The organism is Actinomadura formosensis (genome assembly GCF_050948385.1).
Lineage (GTDB): Bacteria > Actinomycetota > Actinomycetes > Streptosporangiales > Streptosporangiaceae > Spirillospora > Spirillospora formosensis.
Genome location: NZ_CP192011.1, coordinates 538,766 through 561,443 on the forward strand (window position 1 = coordinate 538,766; position 22,678 = coordinate 561,443).

Genomic DNA, 22,678 nt, shown 5'->3' on the forward strand with positions numbered 1-22,678 from the left:
GTCAGGCTTGGGTGGTGGTGATGGGGGTTCCTAGGGCGCTGCCCTTGGCCCATTGGGCGAAGGGCAGTTGCCAGTAGCCCCAGCCGTTCGTCCACTGGAGGCTGCGCTTGGTGCCGGTGATGCTGACGATGTCGCCGCGGTAGGACCAGTGGAAGAACCACTGGGCGTCGGCGGTGGGGGAGCGGACGCAGCCGTGGCTGCAGTTGCGCTTGCCGAGGCAGGACGGGTCGTCCATGTTCTGGTGGATGTACTCGCCGCTGTTGGAGATGCGGGTCGCCCACGGGACCTTCTCGTCGTACCAGCCGGGGTCGCCCTTCTTCTTGCCCGGCGGGCGCATGCGCTCCAGGCGGCTGTGGTCCATGGTCAGGTGGACGCCGCTGGTGGTGAGCAGGTGGTCGATGCCGTCGCCCTGGACGTCGCCGCCGCTGCCGAGGCTGACGCCCCAGGTGCGGACGGGGCGGCCGTTCTTCTTGACGACGAGCCGGTGGGTCTTCGCGCTGATGTTGATGACGTGGGAGTCACCGATCTTGAAGGTGTGGGTGACGTCCCGGTCGCCGTAGACGTTGTCGCCGATCTTCAGGCCCGCGTAGTGGACGGTGACCGTGACGCGCTGGCGCGGCTTCCACGGCTGCTTCGGGCGGAACACGACCGAGGGCAGGCCGTTGAACGACTCGCCGGCGCTGAGCCAGCGCCACGCGCCCTCGGTCGGGGTGGTGGAGGAGATCTCGATGGCGCGCTCGATGGCGGGCCTGGCCTTCTCCGGGACGGCCTTGTTGAACTGGACGAAGACCGGCATGCCGGTGCCGACCGTCTCGTTCTCGCTCGGCACGACGTTGTTGACGCGGGTGGCGGCGGTGGCGCGGCTGGCGCGGAACGCGCTGGTCGCGGTGGTGGACTTGCCCTTCGCGGACGTCGCCGTCGCCGACACCTGGTAGCCGGCACCGGGCTGTAGCGTCCACTTGGAGCGCCACCGGGTCTTGTCGGGGGACAGCGTGCCGGGAACGTCGGCGCCCTTCAGCTTCACCGAGACGGTGCCGAGCCTGCCGCCCGCGGCGGTGACCGTGATGCCCTGGTCGGGGCGGGCCTTGCCGTTCCCGTCCGCCGGGCTGATCGTCACCTGCGGCGTGCCGTCCTCGCCGCCCTTCGCGGTCGTTCCGCCGGTCTCGCCGCCGCCGCACGCGGTTGCCAGCCCCAGGACCAGGGCCATCACCAAGGCCTTACCTCGCACCGTTCTCCTTCAACAGCCCGCCGGACCCGCGCCGCGGGACGGCAACAAGATCGCTTACGGAACGGCCTTACTCGTGGCACGCCCGCAGACAGGGGCGGCCGGTGGGGGCGTCCGATCGTTTAGGACGTCCATGGTCCCGCGAAGGTTCGCATCGGGGAGCCGATTCGGTCCATCTTTCGTGGTCCGCCGCTGTCCGGGCACTAGTTGATCTTCTCTTCAAGACTGCGGTGGGGGCGGTTAAAAGCAGCGATTCGGGTGTCCGCCTGTTGCGATGCTGGCCGAGGCCGCCCGACACGGCCCACGTCAGGTCACCTCAGTGGTGAGTACTTGTCCGTGAAGGGACGCGCGATGAGAGCCCAGGAGCTGAGTCCCTCCGCCGATGCCGGCCCTTCGGAGTTCGTGCCGGGGGGCGGCGGTGCCGCCGTTCTCGTCTCGCATCGCCGGGTCACGGCGGGCACGCGGAGGCTGGCCCGCCTGTACGCGGTGTGCCTCGCTGCGGTGGACGGCTGGGCGATGGCCGTCGGCGTCTCCATGTCGGGAGACGCCATGCTCCCGGGCGCCGCGGCCTTGGCCGTCGTCGTGCTCAACGCGTCGGGGGGGCTGTACCGGACGCGCCGCAGCCCGTCGCTGCTCACCGACGTGCCGGCGATCTTCGCCCGGACGCTCGCCGTCGCCGCGGTCACGGCGGTGCTGCTGCCGCATCCGGTGGCGGCGCTGCTGTGGGCGGTGGCCGTGTCCGCGTCGATGTCGCTCGGCTTCCGCGCCTTCGTGTACGCCGCCGTCCGGACGTACCGGTGCCGCCGCACCCGGCCGCGCCGGGCGCTCGTCGTCGGGACGGGCGGGACGTCCGCGCACATGCTCGACGTCCTGCGGGACCGCGGTGAGTTCGGGCTGTCGGTGGTCGGGCAGGTGGCGGCGGGACGTCCCGCGGCGGCGCCGGTCCTCGGCGAGACGCCCGACCTGCCCGCGCTGGTGCGCAAATACGGGATCGACACGCTGGTGGTGGTCGCCGAGGACGTCCACCCCGAGCACCTGGACGGGGTGCTGCGCGTTTCGTTCGAGCTGCCGTGCGAGACGCTGCTCGTCCAGCCGCCGTCGGACGTGGTGCCGGTGGCGCGGGCGCGGCGCGAATACCTCGCCGGGCTGCCGTGCGCGCGGGTCGACTGGCGGCTCCGCGACCCCGCCGCCCGCCACGCGAAGCGGACGCTCGACTTCGTGGTGGCGTGCCTGCTGCTGATCTTCGCCTCGCCGGTGCTGGCCGTGTGCGCGCTCGCGGTGCGGATCGAGGGCGGGCCGGGCGTGCTGTTCCGGCAGCGCCGGATCGGGCTCGGCGGCAGGGAGTTCGTGCTGCTGAAGTTCCGGACGCTGAAACCGGCGGACGAGCAGGAGGCCGACACCCGCTGGACGGTCAAGAACGACGAGCGGATGGGCCGGATCGGCCGGTTCCTGCGGAACACGTCGCTGGACGAGCTTCCGCAACTGTGGAACGTGGTCCGCGGTGACATGAGCCTCGTCGGCCCGCGTCCGGAACGCCCCCACTTCGTGGAGCAGTTCGCCCGCACGTGCCCCGGCTACATGCTGCGGCACCGCGCCCCGGTCGGGATGACGGGCTGGGCGCAGATCAACGGGTTCCGCGGCGACACCTCGATCGAGCTGCGGGCCCGGCTCGACAACCACTACATCGACCACTGGACGTTCGCCGGCGATCTGAAGATCCTGCTGCTGACCGCGCGGACGATGCTCCTCCGGGACGCCGGATGACCGCCCACACCGCGCCCTTAGCGGCGATGCGGGTGCCGCGGCGTCCGAGCTGGCTGATCGCGGTGACGGTGGCGACCGTCGGGATCCCGCCGGGTCCGGACGCGTTCGGGCCCGGCGTTCAGATCACGGCCGGGGACGTCGCGGGCCTCGCGCTCGTGCTGGTCGCCGCGTTCCTGCTGGTCACCGGGCGGGTGCAGATGCCGCGTGCGGCACTGCCCGCGTTCGGGCCGCTGGTGGTCGGGCTCGGGGTCAGCACCGTGTGCTCGGCGGACATCACCGCCAGCCTGGCGGGGTTCGTCCGGAACACGCAGATCTTCGTGCTGGTGCCGCTGGCCGTCGTCCTGCTCGTCCGGGACCGCCGCGACCTCACGATCGTCTGCTCGTCGCTGCTCGGGCTCGGGCTCGCGGAGGCCGGGTACGGAATCTGGCAGTCGGCCACCGGCAACGGCGCGTCGATAGGCGGGGAGAACATCAGGGCCGTCGGCACGTTCGGCGCCCTCGACGTCATGGCGATGTCGATCGTGGTCGGGTTCGCGTTCCTCATCCTGACCGCGTTCGCGCTGACCGCGCCCCGCCGCGGGGCCGCCGCCGTCCCGGCCGCGCTGATCGGCCTCGTCGTGCTGGCCGTCGCGCTCGCGCTCGCGCTGAGCCGGGGGACGTGGATCGCGCTCGGCGCCGCCGCCGTCCTCACCATGGTGCTCTTCGACCGGTGGACGGCGGTGAAGGTGCTGGCCTGCTGCGCCGCGCTGCTGGTCGTGGTGGTCACCGTCGGTGGCGGCGGGCAGGCGGTCGCCGAGCGGTCCAGTTCGATGGTGGCCTCGATCAGCCAGCCCGATCAGTCGGTGGACGACCGGTACAACCTGTGGGCCGCCGCCCTGCGGATCTGGGAGGACCACCCCGTCACCGGCGTCGGCGTGAAGAACTTCCCGGCCTACCGCGACACCTACGCCTCGATCGGGCTGTCGTCCGGCAGCGAGACCGACGACTCCGTCAACGGGTACGTGCGGCAGCCGCTGCTGTCGCCGCACAACGAGTACCTGCTGTTCCTGTCCGAGCAGGGCGTGGTGGGCCTCGCCGGGTTCGGCGCGCTGTTCGGCGTGCTGCTCGCCGGGCTGTGGAGGCGCCGCCGCCCCCGCGACCCGCTGTGGCTCGCCGGCGTCGGGCTCCTGACGTTCCTGCTCGTCAACTTCGTGTACGCGGACATGGGCGGGCCGACGTGCGTGCTCACCGCCATCGTCATGGGCGCCATCGGCGCGCGCGCGTTCGGGGCGGTGCGGGAATGACCGGCGGGACGGACTCGGTGGGACGCGCCGCCGCGCTGTCGGGCGTGCTCATCACCGCCGGCACCGCGCTCGGGTTCGTGCGCGACCTCGTGATGGCGCACCAGTTCGGCGCGAGCGGCAGCACCGACGCGTTCCTCGTCGCCTGGACGATCCCCGAGACCGTGTCGCCGCTGCTCATCGAGGACGCGATGGCGCTGCTCATGGTCCCCGTCATCACCCGGCTCCTCGCCCGGGGGGACGGCCTGCGCCCGCTCGTCGGCTCGACGCTGCCGCGCATGGTGCTCGGCCTCGCCGCCGTCACGCTCACGCTCGCGGTCGCCGCGCCGGTGGTGGTGGACGTCCTGGCGCCCGGCCTGCCCCGGCACGGCCCGGCCATCCAGTGCGTGCGGCTGACGGCGATCACCGTCGTCACGTTCGGCCTCGCCGGGTTCATGAGCGCGACCCTGCGCGCCCACCACAGGTTCGGCCCGCCCGCGGCCATCTACCTCGCCTACAACGTCGGCATCCTCGCGCTGATCGCGGGCCTGTCCGGCACCATCGGCATCACCAGCGCGGCGGTCGGCGTCGCCTGCGGCAGCGTCCTGATGGTCGCCGTCCAGGCCCCGGCGTTCGGACGCTGCCTGCGCGCCGCGCCCGCCCCGGCCGGCCCGATCGACGTGCGGCTGGGGCTCGCGGCCGTCGCGCCCGTCGTCGTCTACACGGTCACGCGGCAGGCGCAGGTGTTCGTCGAGCGGTTCATCGGCTCCGAACTGGCCACCGGGTCGATCTCGCACCTGAACTACGCGCAGAAGGTCGCGCAGGTCCCGATGATCATGTCGCTGCTGATCGTGACCGTGACGTTCCCCAGGCTCGCGCGGGCCTCGGCGGACGGCGACACCGGGCAGGTCGCCCGCCGCATCCGGGAGGACCTCGTGACCGCGAGCACGATAGTGCTGGTCGCGGCGGCGTTCCTCATCGCGTTCGCGCCCGCCGTGATCAGGCTGCTGTTCGAGCACGGCGAGTTCACGTCCGCGGACACGGCGAGCACCGCGTCCATCATGCGCGTCTACGCGCTCGGCCTGTGGGGGCAGACCGCGGTCGGGCTGGCGACCCGCGCGTTCTTCGCGCAGCGGCGGCCGACCTGGCGTCCCGCCTGGATGATCGGCGTGGGCCTCGCCGTCACCGCCGCGGTCGGGGGCGTGTTCGCCGCGGTGGCCGGGACGCTCGCGCTCGCCGCCGCCAACGCCGCCGGGATCACGCTCGCCGCCGTCCTGATGCTGATCGGGCTGCGGCGCGGGATCGCGCCGATCTCGCTGCGCCGGATCGCCGCCGACATGTCCCGGCTGGTGCTCGCCACGGCCGGGGCCTGCATGGCGGGCCTGCTCGTCGTGCGCGTCGCCGCCGGGACGCCGCTGATCGTCCACCTCGCGGCGGGTGGGCTCGTGACCACCGCCGTGTTCGTGGTCCTGCTCGTCCTGGCGGGACCCGACCTCATTGCTCCATGGATGGCTTTGCGGCCGCGCCGCAGCGTGCGCGACCGGACCGAATCGGGGGATACCAGTGAGCCAGCCGACCGAACCCACCCGTCTGACCGAACCGATCCGGCCCGCGGAGCCGATCCGGCCGGTGCCGCTGGTGCTGATGTACCACTCGGTCGACCACTATGAGGAGGACCCGCACCTGGTGACCGTGTCGCCGGCGCGGTTCGAGCGCCAGCTCGGCTGGCTGCGGGCGCACGGCCTGCGCGGCGTCGGCATGGGCGAGCTGCTGGACGCGCACGCCGCCGGCCGGGGCCGCGGCCTCGTCGGCCTCACCTTCGACGACGGCTACGCCGACTTCGCGACCCGGGCCGTCCCCGCGCTGCTGCGGTACGGGTTCGGCGCGACCGTGTACGTCGTGTCCGGGCGGATCGGCACCTACAACACCTGGGACGAGGGCCCCCGCAAACCGCTCATGACGGCCGACCAGCTCCGGACCGTCGCGGGCGCGGGCATGGAGATCGCCTCGCACGGCCGCCACCACGTGTCCCTCCCCGAGACGGACGCCACCGAGCTCCGTGAGGAACTGGAGGAGAGCCGCGCCGTCCTGGAGAGCATCGTCGACGCGCCGGTCACCGGCTTCGCCTACCCCTACGGCCATGCCACCGCCCGCGAGATCGAGGCGGTGCGCGCCGCCGGATACGAGCACGCGTGCGACATCCGTCCCGCGGAGCCGTCGCGGCACGCGCTGCCCCGGACGTACGTCGGCGACCGGGACGGCTCCCCGCGGCTGCACGCCAAGCTCCTGCGGCACGTGCTGCGCCACCGGAGCCGGGTGTGACCCGGGTCCTGCACGTCATCACCGGGCTGGAGCACGGCGGCGCCGAACGGCAGCTCGCGCTGCTGCTCCGCCATCTGCCGGTGGCGTGCGAGGTCGCGACGCTCACCCGGACCGGCGTGCTGGGCGCCGAGATCCGCCTGGCGGGCGTCCCCGTCCACGAGATCGGGATGCGCGGAAACCGGGACCTCGCGGCGCTGCCCCGGCTCGTCCGGCTGATCCGGCGCGGACGGTTCGACGTCGTCCACACCCACCTGTACCGGGCGTGCGTGTACGGCCGGATCGCCGCCCGCCTGGCGGGGACGGCCCGCGTCATCGCCACCGAGCACTCGCTCGGCGACGGGCACATCGAGGGACGGCCCACGACGCGCGGTGTCCGGGCGCTCTACCGGGCGACGGAGCGGCTCGGGTCCACGACCGTCGCGGTGTCACCGACCGTCGCCGGCCGGCTGTGCGACTGGGGCGTGAAACCCGGCCGGATCGTGGTGATCCCGAACGGCATCGACGCCGCCGCGTTCGCGTTCGACGCCGGGCGGCGGGCGAAGACCCGGCGGCGGCTCGGCATCGAACCCGCCGAACGCGTCGTCGGGGCCGTCGGGCGGCTCGTCCCGACCAAGCGGTTCGACCTGCTGATCGAGGCGGTCGCGCGGCTGGACGGCGTCCGGCTGCTGCTGGCGGGGGACGGGCCGATGCGGGACGCGCTCGAACGGCTGGCGCACCGCCTCGGCGTCTCGGCGATCTTCACCGGGGGGACGTCGGACGTGCCGGGCGTGCTCGCCGCGATGGACGTGCTCGCCGCGCCGTCGGTGCAGGAGACGTTCGGGCTCGGCGTGCTGGAGGCGCTCGCCGCCGGGCTGCCCGTCCGCTACACGACCTGCCCCGCCCTCGACGACCTCCCGCCCGGCGCGGCCCCGGACGCGCACCGGCTGCCGGGCGACGTCCGGAGCTGGAGCGCGGAACTCGACCGCGCCCTGCGCGAGGAGCGGGACAGGACGCGGGTGCCGCCCGCCGTCGCCCGCTACGCCATCGCCGCGCAGGCCGCCGAACTCGCCCGCCTCTACCTGCCCGAACCGTCCGTCCGCGAGGTCGTCCCGATATGAGAAAGGGCTCATGATGCCGCAAGGTGATGCCAACGTCCGGCGCCCGCGCAGGTCGCTGATCACGTTCCTGTGGCGGTTCGGCCTGGTCGTCGTGCTGGTCCTCACCGGGTCCCTCGGCGGGCTCGGATACACCCTGCTCGCGCCCGCCACCTACACCGCGACCGCGTACGTCCTCGTCGTGAACGGCGGCAGCGACCAGTCGGGCCCGGCGGCGGTCAGCTTCGCGCAGGTGTTCGGGCGACTCGCTCCGCTGCCGGAGACCCTCGAATACTCCTCGCTCCCGCTGCCGAGGACCCCGGCCGGCGCCATCCGCAAGCACGTCCAGGCGTCCACCTCGCCGGACACGCCGCTGATCCGGATCACCGGCAGCGCCCGGACGCCCGCCGACGCCGCCGCGTACGCCAACGCCGCCGCCGACGCGCTCGTCCAGTACGGGACGGCGCGCCGCCCCGACACCGGCGTCCGCGTCGCGCTGATGAACCTCGCCGAGCCGCCCGCCACGCCGTCGTCGCCGAACCTGGTGCTGGACGTCGCCGTCGGGACCGCGTCCGGGATCCTGCTCGCCGGGCTCGGCGCCGCCCTCGTGAGCGGCCGCCGGGGCCGCGGCGGCACGCCCGGCCGCGACGCCGCCGGCCACGCGCCCGTACCGGAACCCGCGCCGGAGCCGCAACCCGCGCTGGAGCGCGTCGATCGGGTGGAGGTGAGGCCATGACCGCGCTCACGTCCGTCCGGCTCGCCGCCCCGGCCGCCGAATGGTCGGCCGAGGTTCACCGGGAAGAGCAGGCGCTCGCCGGGGTCGCCGGCGAACTGCGCGACCTGTACGACCGCAGCCCGGCCGCGACGCCGTTCCAGACGCACGAGTGGCTGAGCTCCTGGTGGGGCTGCTACGGCGGGCGCGGGCGGCTCCGGCTCGTCCTCGTCCGGTACCGGGGGCGGCTCGTCGCGGCGGCGCCGCTGATGGCGGGCACCTGCTACGGGTTCCCGGTGCTGGTTCCGCTGGGCGGGGAGCAGAGCGACTTCACCGACTTCCTCCTCGACCCCGCATACGCGGACGGGGCCGTCCGGCACCTCACCCGGGCCCTGCTGGAGGAGTGCGGAGGATGCGCGATCGACCTGCGCGAGGTCCGGCCCGGGTCGGTGGCGCACCTGGTCGCCGCGCAGTGGCCGCGCCGGACATGGCAGACGCCGTCGTCGGTGTGCCTCGAACTGACCGCCACCGGGATCGACGACGTCCTCGGCCGGCTGCCGCGCCGCACCGCCGGGAAGACGCGCGCGAAACTCCGCAAGATCGACGTTCGCGGCATCACCGTGGAACGTGCCCCGGCGGAGGGCGCGGCGGAGGCCGTCCACAAGCTGCTCGACCTGCACACGCTCCAGTGGCAGGGCCGCCCGATCAACCCCGAGCACAGGCGCGAGCGGTTCCGCCGGCACCTGGCCGAGGCGGTGAGCGGGATGGTCCGCGACGGGCGCGCCGCCGTCCTGCAGTACCGGTGGGACGGCCGGCTCGTCGCCGCCGACCTCGTGCTCATCGGCCACCGCCACGTCGGCGCCTACCTGTACGGGGCGGTCCCGGAACTGCGCGCCTGCGTGGACGTCTCGCTCATGATGCTGCGCGAGGACCTCGCGCTCGCGCGGGACTACTACCGCCTGGGTGTCAGCCTGCTGCGCGGCGACGAGCCGTACAAGTACAAGTGGCGGCCCGACGTCGTGCGGAACCAGCGGCTCATCCTCGGTCGGTCCGCGTCGGCGGCGGCGTTCGCCGGCCTCGCCCGCACCCGGGGGTATCTGGCGGTCCGGCGGCACCCCGGGGAGGTGGAGCATGGCTGAGCCGGGGGCGCTGCGCGTCCTGCACGTCAGCCAGCCGAACGGCGGCGGCGTCGCCGTCTACGTCGGGCAGGCGGCCGGTGACCAGCGCCGGCGCGGCTGGGACGTGGCGGTGGCCTGCCCGCCGGGCGGCGATCTGCCCGAGCGGTGCATGGCCGCGGGCGTGCCCTGGCTGAGCTGGGCCGCCGGCCGCGCCCCCGGCCTCGCGACCCTGCCGGAGTCGCTCAGCCTCCGCCGCCTGGTCCGCACGTTCGCCCCCGACGTCGTGCACCTGCACTCGGCGAAGGCGGGCCTGGCCGGGCGGCTGCTGCGCCGCCCGCGCGGCACGCCCACGCTGTTCCAGCCGCACGGCTGGTCCTGGCTCGCCGCCACCGGACGGCAGGAGGCCCTCAGCCGCCGCTGGGAACGGCTCGCCGCGCGCTGGAGCGACGCGCTGATCTGCGTCGGCGCGGGCGAGTTGAGCGAGGGCATGGCGGCGGACGTGCAGGGCGCCTACCGGCTCGTCCGCAACGGCGTGGACCGCCGCAGGTTCACGCCCGCCGACGGCACCGCCCGGCTCGCCGCGCGCGCCCGGCTCGAACTGGCCGCCGACGTTCCGCTCGCCGTCTGCATCGGGCGGCTGACCCGGCAGAAGGCGCAGGACGTGCTGCTCGCGGCGTGGCCGGCCGTCACCGCGCGGTGCCCTTCGGCGCTGCTCGCGATCGTCGGGGACGGCGAGGACCTGGAGCGGCTGCGGCGCGAACGGGTGCCCGGTGTCCGGTTCGTCCCGGCGGTGGCGGACCCGCGCGACTGGCTCGCGGCGTCCAACCTCCTCGTCCTGCCGTCCCGGTGGGAGGGGCTGCCGCTGACCGCGCTGGAGGCGCTCGCGATGGGGCGCCCCATCGTCGGGACGGACGTTCCCGGCATCTCGGAGATCGTCCGGCCGGGGCTCGGGGCGCTGGTGCCGGTCGAGGATCCCGCCGCGCTCGCCGAGGAGATCGCCACGCGGCTCCGCTGCCCCGGCATCGCCGAGCGGGAGGGACGCGCGGCCGCCGCGGCGGCGGCCGACTACGACGTGTCCGGGACGGTGGCGCTGCTCGCGGCCGTCACCCGCGAGGTGGCCGGACGCGCGGCCGAGGAGGTCCCGGCCGGCTCGCGGACGGTGGCCGGCGGGCTCGCCCACGCCGCTCTCGTACCCGCCGGGGACGGCCCCGGCGGGTACGGCCCGCTCATCGGCCGCGGCGCCGTCACCCCGCCGAACAGCTCCTGGTAGGCGGCGGACGACCGCGGGTTCGCGCCGCACGACCAGACGCCGTGCGGGCAGTAGTCGGTGACCGTCTGGTACACGACATGGTGCGACATCATCCAGTCGTGCATTCCCCGCACAAAATCGGGGTTGTCGGAATTGCGGAACAGACCCCATTCCGGAAACGAGATCGGCTTGCCGTGCGCGGCGGCGAAATCGGCCTGCGCGCGCAGCCCGTACGGCTCGTCCACGAAATCCGCGAACGACTTGCCCTCGGGCTGGTCGTAGCTGTCGGTCCCGATGATGTCGACGACGTCGTCACCCGGATAGCACTCCGTCCACGGGATCACGTCCAGCCCCCGGCTCGGCGCGAAATCGAAACGGTAACGCGCGCCCGGCACCGAGCGCATGACGGTGACGATCCGCCGCCAGTACGCCTTCCACGCGCCGGGATTCGGCGCGCACCGGCCGCCGTAGACGTCCCCGTTCATCTCCCAGCCGAGGACGATGATCGTGTCACCCGCGCCGAGGGACACCAGGCGCCGCGACAGCGTGCGGTAGTCGCCGTCGAACGCGCCCGCCGCGCCGCCGCGCAGCAGCGAGGACAGCGCCGGCACCGGGATCGGCGTCTCGTTCGGCGCCATCATCGGGACGTTGACGACCAGCAGTCTTCGCGGGTCGGCCGCCTTCCAGCGCGCCCACGGCACGAGCATGTCCCGCGGTCCCCGGATCCCGCTCCAGTCGTCGCCGGGCAGGTAGGTGTGGCCGACCGTCACCGTGGAGCCGAGCCAGCGCTGGAACGCGCCGATCCGGGCCACCCCCTCCTCTCCCGACCCCAGAAACGCCCCCAACGGCACATATGTCGAAGCTCGTTGGACCGATGGGGAGCGCGTCCAGATGGCCGCCGTGAACGCCACCAGCAGGACCAGCACGGTGAATGCGGCCGGAACAGGGGATATCGGACGGAATCGAAACAGCTTTTTCTTTCGGGTTTCGAATGACCGTCCAATGGAATGGATCTCCGCACCTCGCATGCGTATTGTATGCCCTGGGACGTCCGTTGCGAAAAAGCCGTATGGACGAAGCGAGTACAGAATTTACGTTAGGAAGGTTTTCGTGCGCCACAATCCTTGGGAATGCGGGTGAACCCGTGGTCTCCACTACCCTGACTCCGGCCGGGACGCGCCTCGATCCCGGCCTGCCCGCCCTGCTGCTGCGCACCGATCGCAACCTCTTTCACCACGGGACGCTCGCGGCGATCAGGAGCCTCGGCCGCGCCGGAGTACCCGTCCACGCGATCATGGAGGGGCGCGCCAACCCCGCGTCCCGCTCCCGCTACCTGTACCGCGGGCACCCGTGGACGCCGCCCGCCGGGCAACCGGCCGAACTGGCGGGCCGGCTGCGGGCGATCGGCGAGCGCATCGGCCGCCCCGCCCTGCTCGTCCCGATGGACGACGCCGGGGCGATCTTCATCGCCGAGCACGCCGGCGCGCTGCGGCCCCACTTCGTCTTCCCCCGGCAGGACCCGGACGTCCCGCGCCGGGTGGCCGACAAGTCCCTGCTGCGGGACGCGTGCGAGGAGCACGGCATCGTGTGCCCGCCGAGCCGGACGCCGACGTCCGCCGCCGAGGTCGACAAGGCCGCCGAGGAACTCGGCCTGCCGCTGATCGCCAAGTGGGCGCGGCCCTGGCGGCTCCGCCGCGGGATGCGCAGCACCACGTTCGTCCGGACGCCCGACGAGCTGCACCGGCTGTTCGCCGCCACCCGCGACCCGGACGGCGTCCCGGACGGCGACGCCGGCCCGCTGCTGCTGCAGCGCCGCATCCCGCCGGGCGGCGGCGACTGGTTCTTCCACGGCTACTTCGACGCCGACCTCGGCTACCTGTTCGGCGGGACCGGCCGCAAGCACCTCGCGCACCCGCCGCAGGCCGGGCACACGGTCATCGGGAAGTGGGTCGCGAACCCCGAACTGGAACGGCTCGCGGTCCGGATCGTCCGGCTGCTCGGCTACCGCGGCGTCCTCGACCTCGACTTCCGGCTCGACGCGGACGGCGCCTACCACCTGCTCGACTTCAACCCGCGGCTCGGCGCGCAGTTCCGGCTGTTCACCGACCGCGACGGGCTCGACCTGGCGCGCGTCCTGCACCTCGACCAGTCCGGCCGCCGCGTGCCGGACGCGCGCCCGGCGTTCGGCCGGACCCTGCTGGTGGAGAACCACTACCTCCAGCAGTCGGCCAGACGGCCGCTGCGCGCGGGAACGCTCCGCCCGCTGCGCGAGGCCGACGAATTCGCTTGGTACGCCGGGGACGACCTGCCGCCCTTCCTCGCGATGGGGCGGCGGAGCGTGCTCCGCGCGGTCGAGCGACTCCGCACCAGATGACAACCACACTCACCACGGGGGAATGAGACATGAGCGACTCGGCCAGCGATGTCGTGATCGCCGGTGCCGGGCCCTACGGCCTGTCCACCGCCGCCTACCTGAACACCTTCGGAATCGACGTCCGGATCATCGGCGAGCCGATGCGGTTCTGGGATGCCAACATGCCCGTGGGCATGTTCCTGAAGTCCGAGCCGTTCGCGTCCAGCCTGGGATCGCCGCAGCCGGGGATGCGGTTCACCGACCGCCATCCCGGCTGGCGCCTCGGGCAGCCGATCCCGCTGGACACCTTCGTCGAGTACGGCCGCTGGTTCGCCGCCGAGACCGTCCCGGCGACCGATGACGCGCAGGTCGTGACCGTCGAGCGGGCCCGCCCGAGCGGCTACGTGGTCACCCTCTCCACCGGGGAGACCATCGCGACCCGGACCGTCGTCGTCGCCGTCGGCGTCGGGCCGTTCGCCCACGTCCCGGGCGAGCTGGCGGGCATGCCGTCCTCGCTCGTCTCGCACAGCAGCGCCCACCGGGACCTCACCGTCTTCGCGGGCAAGGAGGTCGCCGTGCTCGGCGCGGGCCAGTCCGCCCTCGAAACGGCCGTGCTCCTCGCCGACGCGGGCGCGCACCCGCACCTCATCGCCCGCAGGGCCGAAATCGACTGGAACGTCGTCCCCAAAGAGCGGCGTCCCCTGCGTAAACGGCTCCTCGGCGGCCCGCGCTCCGGCCTGGGCACCGGCTACCGGACGTGGCTGTGGGCGGAGCGTCCCGGCATCGTCCGCCACCTGCCGGAGGAGACCCGCCGCCGGATCGTCCGCGAGACCCTTCCGCCCGCCGGCGCCTGGTGGCTCCGCAGCCGCCTGGACGACCGCGTCCGCGTCTCCACGGGGCACCACCTGGTGAAGGCCATCGAAGATGGCGACGCCATAGCCCTCACCACGGTCGACCGCACCGGCCGCCGCGTGGTCACCGAGGCCGAACACGTCATCGCCGCCACCGGCTACGTCCCGGACGTGGCCCGTCTCGACCTGCTCGCGGCGGACCTGCGCGCCCGCGTGAGCACCCGCGTGGGCGCGCCGGTCCTCACCCGCGACTTCGAGTCCTCCTCGTCCGGCCTCTACTTCGCCGGCCTGGCCGCCGCCCACACCTTCGGGCCGGTGATGCGCTTCGTCCACGGCGCCGACTTCGCCGCCCGCCGCATCGCCCACCACATAATCCGCCGGACCCGGCCCATGCGCACACCCACCGGCCGCCTGAACGAAGCCATGGAACCGGACAGAACCCATTCCTGACGCGATGGCGGCCAATTGTGCCGACGGCCGTCGACGGGGCACGGCCCGTCATCCGGATGAACGTCCGGCCGGTGAACTCCTTGAGGACGGGGCCTCACGGTCCCGCCCTCAAGGGTGCCGCTGAGACGATCACCTGGCGAGCGGATGCGTCATTCGTTGATGAACGCCCCGGCCGGCATTTGTGAAGAAAATGGGGACGAGCGCCCCGGAGAGTGATGCAAGGGGCGGGTAAATCGTTTCCAATAATCGCGTAAACGCGTTTATTGAATCCTTGTACGGAAAAGCAGGAGGTAATCCGGCAACTCGGGATCAAATTGAACACCGTTGCCGAGTGGTGGGTGCGGCGAACCCTCCTCCCAACCCACCTCCTCGCCATCCGGCAGCGTTCACGGAAGCAGAGGTGCTCAACGTGCAGGCGCAGACAGAGGTGCGGGAACTCATGGGCATGAGCGTGACCGACACCCGCGGGGCCAAGGTCGGCACGATCAAGCAGGTCTACCTCAACGACGACTCCGGCGCCCCGGAGTGGGTGACCGTGCACACCGGATGGTTCGGAGTGCGGGAGAGCTTCGTCCCGCTGGCCGGGGCGCACAAGAGCCAGGACACGCTCCAGGTCCCCTACGACAAGGAGACCATCAAGGGCGCTCCGAACGTCAACGCGGACGAGCACCTGTCACACGCACAGATCGTGGACCTCTACCGCCACTACGGCGTGCGTCCCCCGGGCGGGCGCCGCCAGGAGAAAAGCCGGTCCGAGACGGCCGGCGAACGCGGGCCGGCCGGGGAGGGTGAGACCTCGGCGGGCGGGACCGGCACCGCGGACGCCACGAGCACCGAGAGCGCCGCCGGCACCACCGGAACGGCGGGCCCCGCCGCCGCGGCCGGGGCGGCGGGTCCCGCCGGGATGGCCGTCCGTCCCGGCAAGAGGGGGCGCGGGCAGACCACGCCGCCGCAGCCGGCGCGCGAGGACGCCGAGGCCCCGATGACCGAGATCACCCGCTCGGAGGAGCGGATGCGCATCGACACCGAGCGGCACGAGTCCGGCCGCGTCCGGGTGCGCAAGTACGTGGAGACCGAGATGGTCGAGCAGACGATCCCGGTCTCGCACGAGGAGATCAAGGTCGACCGCGAGCCCATCGAGGGCGGCCGGCCGGACCCGAAGATCACCATCTCCGAGGACGTCCACGAGATCATCCTCTACGAGGAGCGTCCGGTCGTCATCAAGGAGACCGTCCCCGTCGAGCGCGTCCACGTCCGCACCGAGCAGGTGCAGGACCAGCAGACGGTGCGCGGTGAACTCCGCAGGGAGCGCATCGAGGTCACCCGCGAGGAGGGCGCGAAGGCCGAGCCGCGGACCGGAGCCGAGCCGGAGACCGGACGCACGGAGCGCGCCTGACCACACGCCACACCGGAGAGCGGACACCCGGGGCGGTTGCCTCACCCGCCGGCCGCCCCGGGCGTCCGCATGCCCCGGCCCTGTCTCGGCCGAGGACGTGCGGGCGACCGCGACGCCCGCGCCGGCTGGCTCTACGAGCAGCGGGAACGCGCCGGCGTCTGGGTCAGCTCTCACCGGGCACCGGCGTTCAGGTGACATCATGGACGCATGGGCGACGAGGGGTCCGTGCGGGTCGATCTGTGGATCTGGTCCGTGCGGCTGCTGAAGACCCGTTCGATGGCGACGACGGCGTGCCGGGCGGGCCATGTCCGCGTGAACGACGAGCGTGCCAAGCCGTCCACCGCGGTGAAGCCGGGCGACACGGTGCGGCTCCGCCATGACGGACGGGAACGGATCGTCGTCGTGCAGAAGATCGTCCGCAAGCGGGTCGGCGCGCCCGCCGCGCAGGAATGCCTGATCGACAAGAGCCCGCCCCCGCCGCCGCGCGAGGCGCTCGTCCCGGTCGGCCGGCGCGACCGCGGCGCGGGCCGGCCGACCAAGCGCGAACGGCGCGAACTGGAACGCGTCCTCGACCGCTACCGCGTCCTGAACAACCCGTCCGAGCAGGACTGACCCCCGGCCGTCAGGGGTAGCGGCGCTCGGACTCCAGGGCGGCCGCCACGTCCCTCGGGTAGGCGTGCCGGGTCCTGGTCAGCAGCACCCCGTTGACCAGCAGGGGGATCAGCGCCAGCAGGAACGCCCGGTCCAGGCCGGTCCCGGTCCGGCTGCCGGACGCCAGCAGCGTGGACAGCCAGCCGAACAGCACGGGCGCCGCCGCCTCTCCGAGCATGCGCACGATCGTCCGGATCGCCTCGGCGCGGCCCCACAGCCGGAAGTGGACGATGTCCAGCCGCACCGCGTCCAGCGGCGGGTTCGCGGCGGCGAGCAGCGCCGACGCCAGCGTGAACAGCGGCAGCGCGATCAGTGCCCGACCGGTCAGCAGGCCGGGCAGGAAGAGCAGCGCCGACGCGGCGAACGCCGCCCCCGGCACCGTGACCCGCGCGGTGAGCACGCCCTTGCGGACGAGCCCGTCGGCCAGCCGTCCGCCGAGGAGCACCCCGGTGAGCGCGGCCAGCCCGACGACCGGGATGAACGCCGACAGTTCGCCCTGGCCGGCCGAGTACCGTTCCTGGACGAAGACCAGTGCGAACGTGCGCAGCCCCGCGAAGAAGAAGTAGCCGATCGCCGACGCCGCGATGATGACCACGTTGGTGCGGATCCGCAGGACGTACCGGGCGGCCTGCCGCAGCGTCATGGTCTCGGGATCGGCGTCCAGGACGCTCCTCGGAGCGGGCGTCACATGCGACTTCTCCACCTGCCGCTGTGCCGGTTCCTTCCCGCCCCGTCCCGCCTCCGCTCTCTGCGCGCCCCGCTCCGGCTCCGGCAGCATCTTCCACAGCAACGCGGCCAGCGCGAACCCCAGCACCGCGACGAACCAGAACGCGACCCGCCAGTTCAGGAACGCCGCGATGTTCCCGCCCGCGAGCAGCCCGAACCCCAGCCCGGCCAGCTCACCGGCCAGGATCCGCCCCCACGTCCCGGCCCGCTCCTCGGGCGGGAACAGGTCACCGATCAGCGACGCGACCGTGGGCCCCGCCGTCGCCGTCACCGCCCCCAGCGCCACCCTGGACGACAGCAGCCACACATACGACTGCGCCAGCCCGCCGACGATCATGGCGAGGCTCCACAGCATGATGCTGCCCGCCAGCAGCGGAACCCGCGGCATCCGGTCCGTCAGCTGCCCCACCGGAACCGTCGCGACCGCCCCGACCGCCGCCGGTGCCGCCGTGAGTATCCCGACCTGCGTGTTGTCGATGTGCAGCGAATGCCGCAGCTCCTGGACGATCGCCCCGACCACCCCGGTGTCGGCCGTGTTCAGCGCGAGCACGCACGCCAGCAGCACCACCACGCGAGTCTGCCGCGCCCCGCCGAGCCGCCTCCCGCCGAGCCGGCTCGTCAGGACGGTGGTCACCCGCCCCCATGACCGGCGGGTCCGCGCCGCTACCACCAACCACTACTGCCCGTACATCGCCCGGCTATGTCGGGCCTTGCACGTGGTGGATCGCCCGGCGGAGGGCCGCCGGGCGATCCACCGGCGGCCCTCCGCCGCACGCGGGTGTCAGCGGAGGTAGAGCAGGCCGTCGATGCCGACCGTGGGACGGCCGGAGGTGCCCGCGACCACGATCTTGATGGTGTGCTTGCCGCTGGTGCTCCAGGAGCGCGTCCACATGAGCTGGCGGTAGGCGGTGGACGAGGCCCGGGTGTCCAGGGTGCCGACCTTGGTGCCGTCCACGTAGACGTACACGGCGCCGAGGTTGGACGCGCGCTTGAAGATCAGGCCGGCGGTGCGGCCGGTGAACGTCCAGCTCGCGCTCGCGCCCCGGTAACCGCTGTAGAGGCCGCGTCCGCCCAGGTAGTACTTGGTGGTGCTGAGCTTCCAGGTGCCGGTGCGGTACGCGGAGCCCTCGCTGATGCCGCCGGCGTAGCGGCTGATGGCGCTGGTCGTGGTGTTGCCCGCGGCGTCCGCGGCGGTCAGCGACCACGACTGGGTCGAGAGCGGCTTGGCGGACGTGGCCCAGCTCGTCGTGGTCGGGGCGAACGTCTTGGCGTACGGGGACGTGGCCTTCAGCGAGCTGAGCAGCGTGTTGTCGCCGGCCTTCCAGGTGAGCCAGACGGGGAACGCGGTGCTGTTGACCGTTGCCTTGCGCAGGTACAGCGCCTGGGAGGAGATGACGGGGCGGGTCGTGTCCGCGACGATCGTGAAGACGGGGGAGGCGGAGGTGGTCCCGTCGGCGAAGCCGGCGTGCAACTGGACACTGTGCGTGCCGGGGGCGAGGGTCACCGTGGCGGACGTCGCCCCGGCGGGGGGCGTCGCGGCCGTCGCGCCGTCCACGCTGACGGTGTAGGTGGCGCCCTCGGCCGGCGTCCAGTTCAGGGTGGCCGTGCTCGTGGTGTAGTAGGCCCCGCCGGCGGCCTTGGCCCCGGTCACGGTGGCGGTCAGGGCCGGGACGGTGAGCTGCTTGGCGGCGGTCCGGATGGTGGGAAGCGCGCTGTAGAGCTGATCGCCGGGGCACGCGGTCGCGAACCCGTCGCGGTGACCGGAGATCGTGTTGAACTCGACCTGCTGCCCGTAGGGGTACTTGCCGCCCGTCCCGTCGGGGGCGTACGAGGTCAGGAGCGTCTTCGCCGTCGGGTCGACGCCGGTCAGCCCCAGCTTCCAGGCGCCGATCTTCGCGACGCCGTCGAGGCCCGCCTTCGTGGGCGCCACACCGGGCACGTTCGGGTCGTTGGCGGCGGTGTAGGTGCCGAGGACGGCGATCCCGGTGGTGTCGGTGTTGAACCCGTAGGTGTGGGCGCCGTGGACGGGGCGGTCGGCGCCGCCGGCCCGTCCCTCGAAGATGGTGCCGCACTTGTCGACCAGGAAGTTGTAGCCGATGTCGGCCCAGCCCTGGCTCTTCACGTGGTACAGGAACACCGAGCGGACCACCGAGGGCGAGTCGGCGCAGGTGTAGTTGTTGCCCGTGTCGGTGTGGTGGACGAACGCGGCCTTGACGGAGGTGTCGTAGGTCGGCGGCTCCGTGACGAGGGACTCGTCCGCGCCCCATCCGGCGCGCGGCACGATGTCCGGCTTCGGCGCGGTGACGGGCCCGGCGAGGGGCGTGCTCGCCGCGATCAGCCGCATCCTCGCGCCCGCGTCCGGGCCGGCCGCCCGCGGCTTGGGCGACGCGGTCCCCTTGCCCGGGTCGATCAGGTCGACGCGCAGGCCGTCGGGCAGGGTGCGGCCCTGCCCGGTCACGCGCACCTCGACACCGTCGGACGGACCGACCCACAGCCCGTTCGTGCCGCCGCGCCCGCCCCGGTCGGGGGCGTCGGCGAGTTCCGGCTCCAGGGCGCGCCACCCCGACCACCGGCCGGTCCCGGCGTCCCGCGTGCGGAGCCGGACGGTTCCCCGAAGCTCCTCCCGGGGCTTGTCCCAGGTGATGCCGACAAGGCTGAACGGCTCGGTCTTCGTGGCGGGCAGCCCCTCGATCTTCTTGCCTCCGGAGGCGGCCCCGGGAAGCTCCTGAAGAGCACGTGCCTGGACCCGGCCCGGTGCCGGCCGCGCGGCCGACGCCGTCGTCGCGGTCGAGTTGGCGGAGACCGTCCAGGTCACCGTCCCCGCCACCGCCACCGCGGCCACCGACGCCCCCATCAACGTGCGCTTCAAAGCTCTTCTCCATTCACGGCAGGATTCACGGAAAGTCCCCTTGATCAAAGAGCGCCACAACCGCCGCGAGTGTCACACACCTGTTCGGTTCTGCCGCCGAGCCTCTGCTCTGGACGCGGTCACCCGGTCGGCAGGGGAGCGCCGCGCAGCGCGATCTCCTACAGAGTGTAGGAGTTTCGTCCTCGGGTAGGGCGGGATGCATGCGTACGTGGCTGTACTCGCTCTCATCGGTCCGCCGGCCGCGCTGATCGTGGCCGTCTACGCCCTGTCGTTCGCCTTCGCGCCGCCGGGTGAGGCCGGCGTCGGCCCGTTCCTGTCCGGGGCGCGGCCCCAGGAGCACGCGCTGTCGCGCTACCACGTGCGCTGGTACGCCGTGACGATGGTCTTCCTCGCCTTCGACATGGAAATGATCTTCATGTACCCGTGGGCGCTGGTCGTCACCTCGGTGGGTGCGAAGGCCGTCATCGAGATGTTCCTGTTCCTCGCGCTCCTCATGGCCGGCGTCGTCTACGCATGGCGTGAGGGGGCGTTCCGTTGGGTCTGAGGGAACGGCTCGTCCGGTTCGCCACCGCGTGCCCGCACGTCTTCGTCGTCACGGTGCCGGGTGCGACGCGGACCCGGCTGCTCCTGGAGGCGGAACTGCGGCGCCGGCGCGGACGGCCGGTCGCCTCCCCCGCGGCGGCGACGACCCTGGTCGTGTGCGGCACGCCCGGCCCCGAACTCGGGACGGCGGTGGACACCGTCTGGAGCGGCATCCCGGCTCCGCGGGCTCTCGTCCGGCTGGAGGAGACGGCATCGGCCGAGGAGGTCGCCGCCGCGCTGGACCGGGCGGCCCGGGAACTGGCCGACGTGCCGGCGCAGTGGGCGGCCGCCGCGGCCCGGTCGCGGGAGGGGCCGTGGGCTCCGGGCGGGGACGGTGAGCACGACCACATGTCAGGGCACGGGCACGGGGGCCACGAGCACGGCATGGAGCCCCCGATGGGGCTGGCCATGGCCGGACGCGCCGACGACCGGGACGGCCTGAAACTCGATGTGCTGCATGTCCCCCTCGGCCCGGCGCTCAAGGACTGGCCCGCCGGCCTCGTCCTCCGGCTGACACTGCAGGGCGACATCGTCCAGGACGCCGAGGCCGGTGTCGCGCGAGGACGAGGCGGTGGAGCCTCCTTCTGGGACGAGCCGTGGCTGCGTGCCGCCGCGGGAGAGCGGGTGCCGGAGGGCGAGGCGGAACGGCGCCGCGCGGCGTCCCATCTCGACAGCGTGGGACGGTTGCTGGCGGTCGCGGGCTGGGAGAACGCCGCCGACCGGGCGCGTGGCCTGCGCGACGACGTCCTGGCCGCCAGGTCCGCGAAGGTGCTCGCCGTCCGGTTCGCCGGGTTCGCGAGGCGCACCCGGCAGTCGAGGACGCTCCGCTGGATGCTTCGCGATGTGGGGGGCATCGACCGGGCGATGGCCGACCGGCATGGACTGGCCGGCCCGGAGGCCCGCCACCTCGGAGATGTCTTCGACCGCCTGAGCGGGTGGCTGGACGACACCGGGGCGGCCCTCGCGCGGGCGGACTCCACCGCGCCGCTGGAAGGGACCGGCGGTCCGCGCGGCCCGGTCGGCTCCCGGGCCGCCGCGCCCGTCCTGGACGTCCTGCCGGAGTTGCTGGGCGGGGCGGAACTCGCGGCGGCGCGGCTGATCGTCGCCGGCCTGGACCCGGACCTCGATCGGCTCGCCGAACCGGCGGAGGCGCCCGGTGAGTGACGGGGCCCCGGTAGGGGCGGCGGTGGCGCTTCCGCTGGTCCTGGCGGGACTGGCGTACTCCGCCGCGGTGATGGACGCCGCGTTCCGCACGGGCGACGGGCCCGCCGCCCCGCTGCGCGAGAGCGTCCTGCTTCTCCTGCGGCAGCGGAGGAGGACACTCGCCTCCGACGTCCCGCTCGTGCGGATCGGCGTGATCAGCCTTCCGGTGGCGGCTCTGCTGGCCGCGGCGGTGATCCCGCTCGACGGCGGTCCCGGCGGGAGCAGGGTGTGGAACCTGCCGGTGAGCGTGGTGTGGTTCAACGCCATGGAGGTCGTGGCATGGGCCTCCCTCTGGCTGGCTGGGTGGGGGGCCAACTCGGCGTTCCCGCTGGTCGGCGGCTATCGCTTCCTCGCCCAGGGGCTGGCGTACGAACTGCCGCACATGTTCGCTCTCATCACCGCGTCCCTCGGCGCGGGCTCGCTCGACTTCGGCGCGATCGCCGCCGCGCAGGACGAGGTGTGGTTCGCGGTCTGGATGCCGGTCGCCTTCGCCGTCTACCTGCTGTCCGCGCTCGCGATGGCCTTCTGGGGGCCGATGGAGCACCCGGTGGCGGACGACCTGGGGGGCGGGGCGGCGGCGGAACTGTCCGGCCCGGACCGGCTGCTCTTCTTCGCGGGCAGGCTCGCCCTGGTGGCCGTCGCGGCGGCGGCCGCCGTGCCGCTGTTCCTCGGCGGGGGCGCGGGGCCGTGGCTTCCCGGATGGGCCTGGACGCTGATCAAGACGGTCGCGGTGCTGGCCTTGCTGGTCTGGCTTCGCGGGCGGTGGCCGGTGATCAGGATGGACCGCTTCATGACGGCGGCCTGGGCGGTCCTGATCCCGGCCGCGTTGCTGCAGGCGCTGGTCGTCGGCGTCGTGGTCCTGGACTGAGGAGGTG

At 73.3% G+C, this 22,678-nt stretch carries 18 protein-coding genes and 1 pseudogene; 15 read left to right on the top strand and 4 right to left on the bottom strand.

Translation table 11 applies throughout. The features are described 5' to 3' along the window. Nucleotide 1 precedes the first annotated feature (1 nt). Entirely contained in the window at nt 2-1,228 is a 1,227-nt protein-coding gene (locus tag ACQP1N_RS02550) for an Ig-like domain-containing protein (protein ID WP_433228866.1), read from the bottom strand. A 348-nt stretch (nt 1,229-1,576) separates the two neighbouring features. On the opposite strand from ACQP1N_RS02550, the gene ACQP1N_RS02555 reads away from it, so the two are divergent. Genes ACQP1N_RS02555 through ACQP1N_RS02590 form a run of 8 tightly spaced genes read left to right on the top strand, consistent with a single transcriptional unit; the run spans nt 1,577 to nt 10,743 of the window. After that, nucleotides 1,577-2,989, top strand: coding sequence for a sugar transferase (locus tag ACQP1N_RS02555; RefSeq protein ID WP_131732438.1), 1,413 nt, complete (start codon nt 1,577-1,579; stop codon nt 2,987-2,989). Beyond that, entirely contained in the window at nt 2,986-4,272 is a 1,287-nt protein-coding gene (locus ACQP1N_RS02560; protein WP_433228868.1) for an O-antigen ligase family protein, read from the top strand. The genes ACQP1N_RS02555 and ACQP1N_RS02560 overlap by 4 nt, the downstream gene beginning before the upstream one ends. Next, nucleotides 4,269-5,918, top strand: a complete 1,650-nt coding sequence (gene murJ / locus ACQP1N_RS02565; RefSeq protein WP_433228869.1) for a murein biosynthesis integral membrane protein MurJ — start codon at nt 4,269-4,271, stop codon at nt 5,916-5,918. Before ACQP1N_RS02560 ends, murJ begins: the two co-directional genes overlap by 4 nt. Continuing rightward, entirely contained in the window at nt 5,878-6,570 is a 693-nt protein-coding gene (locus ACQP1N_RS02570; protein ID WP_433228870.1) for a polysaccharide deacetylase family protein, read from the top strand. Before murJ ends, ACQP1N_RS02570 begins: the two co-directional genes overlap by 41 nt. Next, entirely contained in the window at nt 6,567-7,667 is a 1,101-nt protein-coding gene (locus ACQP1N_RS02575) for a glycosyltransferase (protein WP_433228871.1), read from the top strand. Before ACQP1N_RS02570 ends, ACQP1N_RS02575 begins: the two co-directional genes overlap by 4 nt. Nucleotides 7,668-7,677: 10 nt before the next feature. Then, nucleotides 7,678-8,379, top strand: a complete 702-nt coding sequence (locus tag ACQP1N_RS02580) for a hypothetical protein (RefSeq protein WP_067793415.1) — start codon at nt 7,678-7,680, stop codon at nt 8,377-8,379. After that, entirely contained in the window at nt 8,376-9,494 is a 1,119-nt protein-coding gene (locus ACQP1N_RS02585; protein WP_067793414.1) for a GNAT family N-acetyltransferase, read from the top strand. Before ACQP1N_RS02580 ends, ACQP1N_RS02585 begins: the two co-directional genes overlap by 4 nt. Next, the gene (locus ACQP1N_RS02590; protein WP_067793413.1) at nt 9,487-10,743 is read left to right on the top strand and encodes a glycosyltransferase; all 1,257 of its coding nucleotides are present in this window, start codon (nt 9,487-9,489) and stop codon (nt 10,741-10,743) included. Before ACQP1N_RS02585 ends, ACQP1N_RS02590 begins: the two co-directional genes overlap by 8 nt. Before the next feature lie 287 nt (nt 10,744-11,030). Here ACQP1N_RS02590 and ACQP1N_RS02595 read toward each other — a convergent pair. Continuing rightward, a pseudogene (locus ACQP1N_RS02595) lies at nt 11,031-11,750 on the bottom strand (hypothetical protein); the annotation flags it as partial. 116 nt (nt 11,751-11,866) lie between these two features. On the opposite strand from ACQP1N_RS02595, the gene ACQP1N_RS02600 reads away from it, so the two are divergent. From ACQP1N_RS02600 to ACQP1N_RS02615, 4 genes are all read left to right on the top strand, one after another. Further along, nucleotides 11,867-13,096, top strand: coding sequence for an ATP-grasp domain-containing protein (locus tag ACQP1N_RS02600; RefSeq protein WP_433228873.1), 1,230 nt, complete (start codon nt 11,867-11,869; stop codon nt 13,094-13,096). Nucleotides 13,097-13,125: 29 nt separating this feature from the next. Continuing rightward, entirely contained in the window at nt 13,126-14,376 is a 1,251-nt protein-coding gene (locus tag ACQP1N_RS02605) for an NAD(P)-binding domain-containing protein (protein ID WP_067793412.1), read from the top strand. A 409-nt stretch (nt 14,377-14,785) separates the two neighbouring features. After that, the gene (locus ACQP1N_RS02610; RefSeq protein ID WP_433228875.1) at nt 14,786-15,772 is read left to right on the top strand and encodes a PRC and DUF2382 domain-containing protein; all 987 of its coding nucleotides are present in this window, start codon (nt 14,786-14,788) and stop codon (nt 15,770-15,772) included. A 207-nt stretch (nt 15,773-15,979) separates the two neighbouring features. Then, on the top strand, nt 15,980-16,384 hold the full coding sequence (locus ACQP1N_RS02615) for an RNA-binding S4 domain-containing protein (protein WP_433228876.1): 405 nt from the start codon (nt 15,980-15,982) through the stop codon (nt 16,382-16,384). A gap of 10 nt (nt 16,385-16,394) precedes the next feature. Here the strand turns inward: ACQP1N_RS02615 and ACQP1N_RS02620 are convergent, their stop codons facing one another. Together ACQP1N_RS02620 and ACQP1N_RS02625 are read right to left on the bottom strand one after the other, a co-directional pair. Next, nucleotides 16,395-17,783, bottom strand: coding sequence for an MFS transporter (locus ACQP1N_RS02620; RefSeq protein ID WP_067793408.1), 1,389 nt, complete (start codon nt 17,781-17,783; stop codon nt 16,395-16,397). A gap of 147 nt (nt 17,784-17,930) precedes the next feature. Further along, entirely contained in the window at nt 17,931-20,018 is a 2,088-nt protein-coding gene (locus ACQP1N_RS02625; RefSeq protein WP_433228877.1) for an N-acetylmuramoyl-L-alanine amidase, read from the bottom strand. A gap of 208 nt (nt 20,019-20,226) precedes the next feature. On the opposite strand from ACQP1N_RS02625, the gene ACQP1N_RS02630 reads away from it, so the two are divergent. Genes ACQP1N_RS02630 through ACQP1N_RS02640 form a run of 3 tightly spaced genes read left to right on the top strand, consistent with a single transcriptional unit; the run spans nt 20,227 to nt 22,671 of the window. Beyond that, nucleotides 20,227-20,562 carry an NADH-quinone oxidoreductase subunit A gene (locus ACQP1N_RS02630; RefSeq protein WP_242608657.1) on the top strand — a complete coding sequence of 112 codons (336 nt, stop codon included), beginning with the start codon at nt 20,227-20,229 and terminating at the stop codon, nt 20,560-20,562. Further along, nucleotides 20,553-21,764, top strand: coding sequence for a hypothetical protein (locus tag ACQP1N_RS02635; RefSeq protein WP_067793403.1), 1,212 nt, complete (start codon nt 20,553-20,555; stop codon nt 21,762-21,764). The genes ACQP1N_RS02630 and ACQP1N_RS02635 overlap by 10 nt, the downstream gene beginning before the upstream one ends. Before the next feature lie 22 nt (nt 21,765-21,786). Further along, nucleotides 21,787-22,671, top strand: a complete 885-nt coding sequence (locus tag ACQP1N_RS02640; protein ID WP_242608656.1) for a complex I subunit 1 family protein — start codon at nt 21,787-21,789, stop codon at nt 22,669-22,671. Nucleotides 22,672-22,678 lie beyond the last annotated feature (7 nt).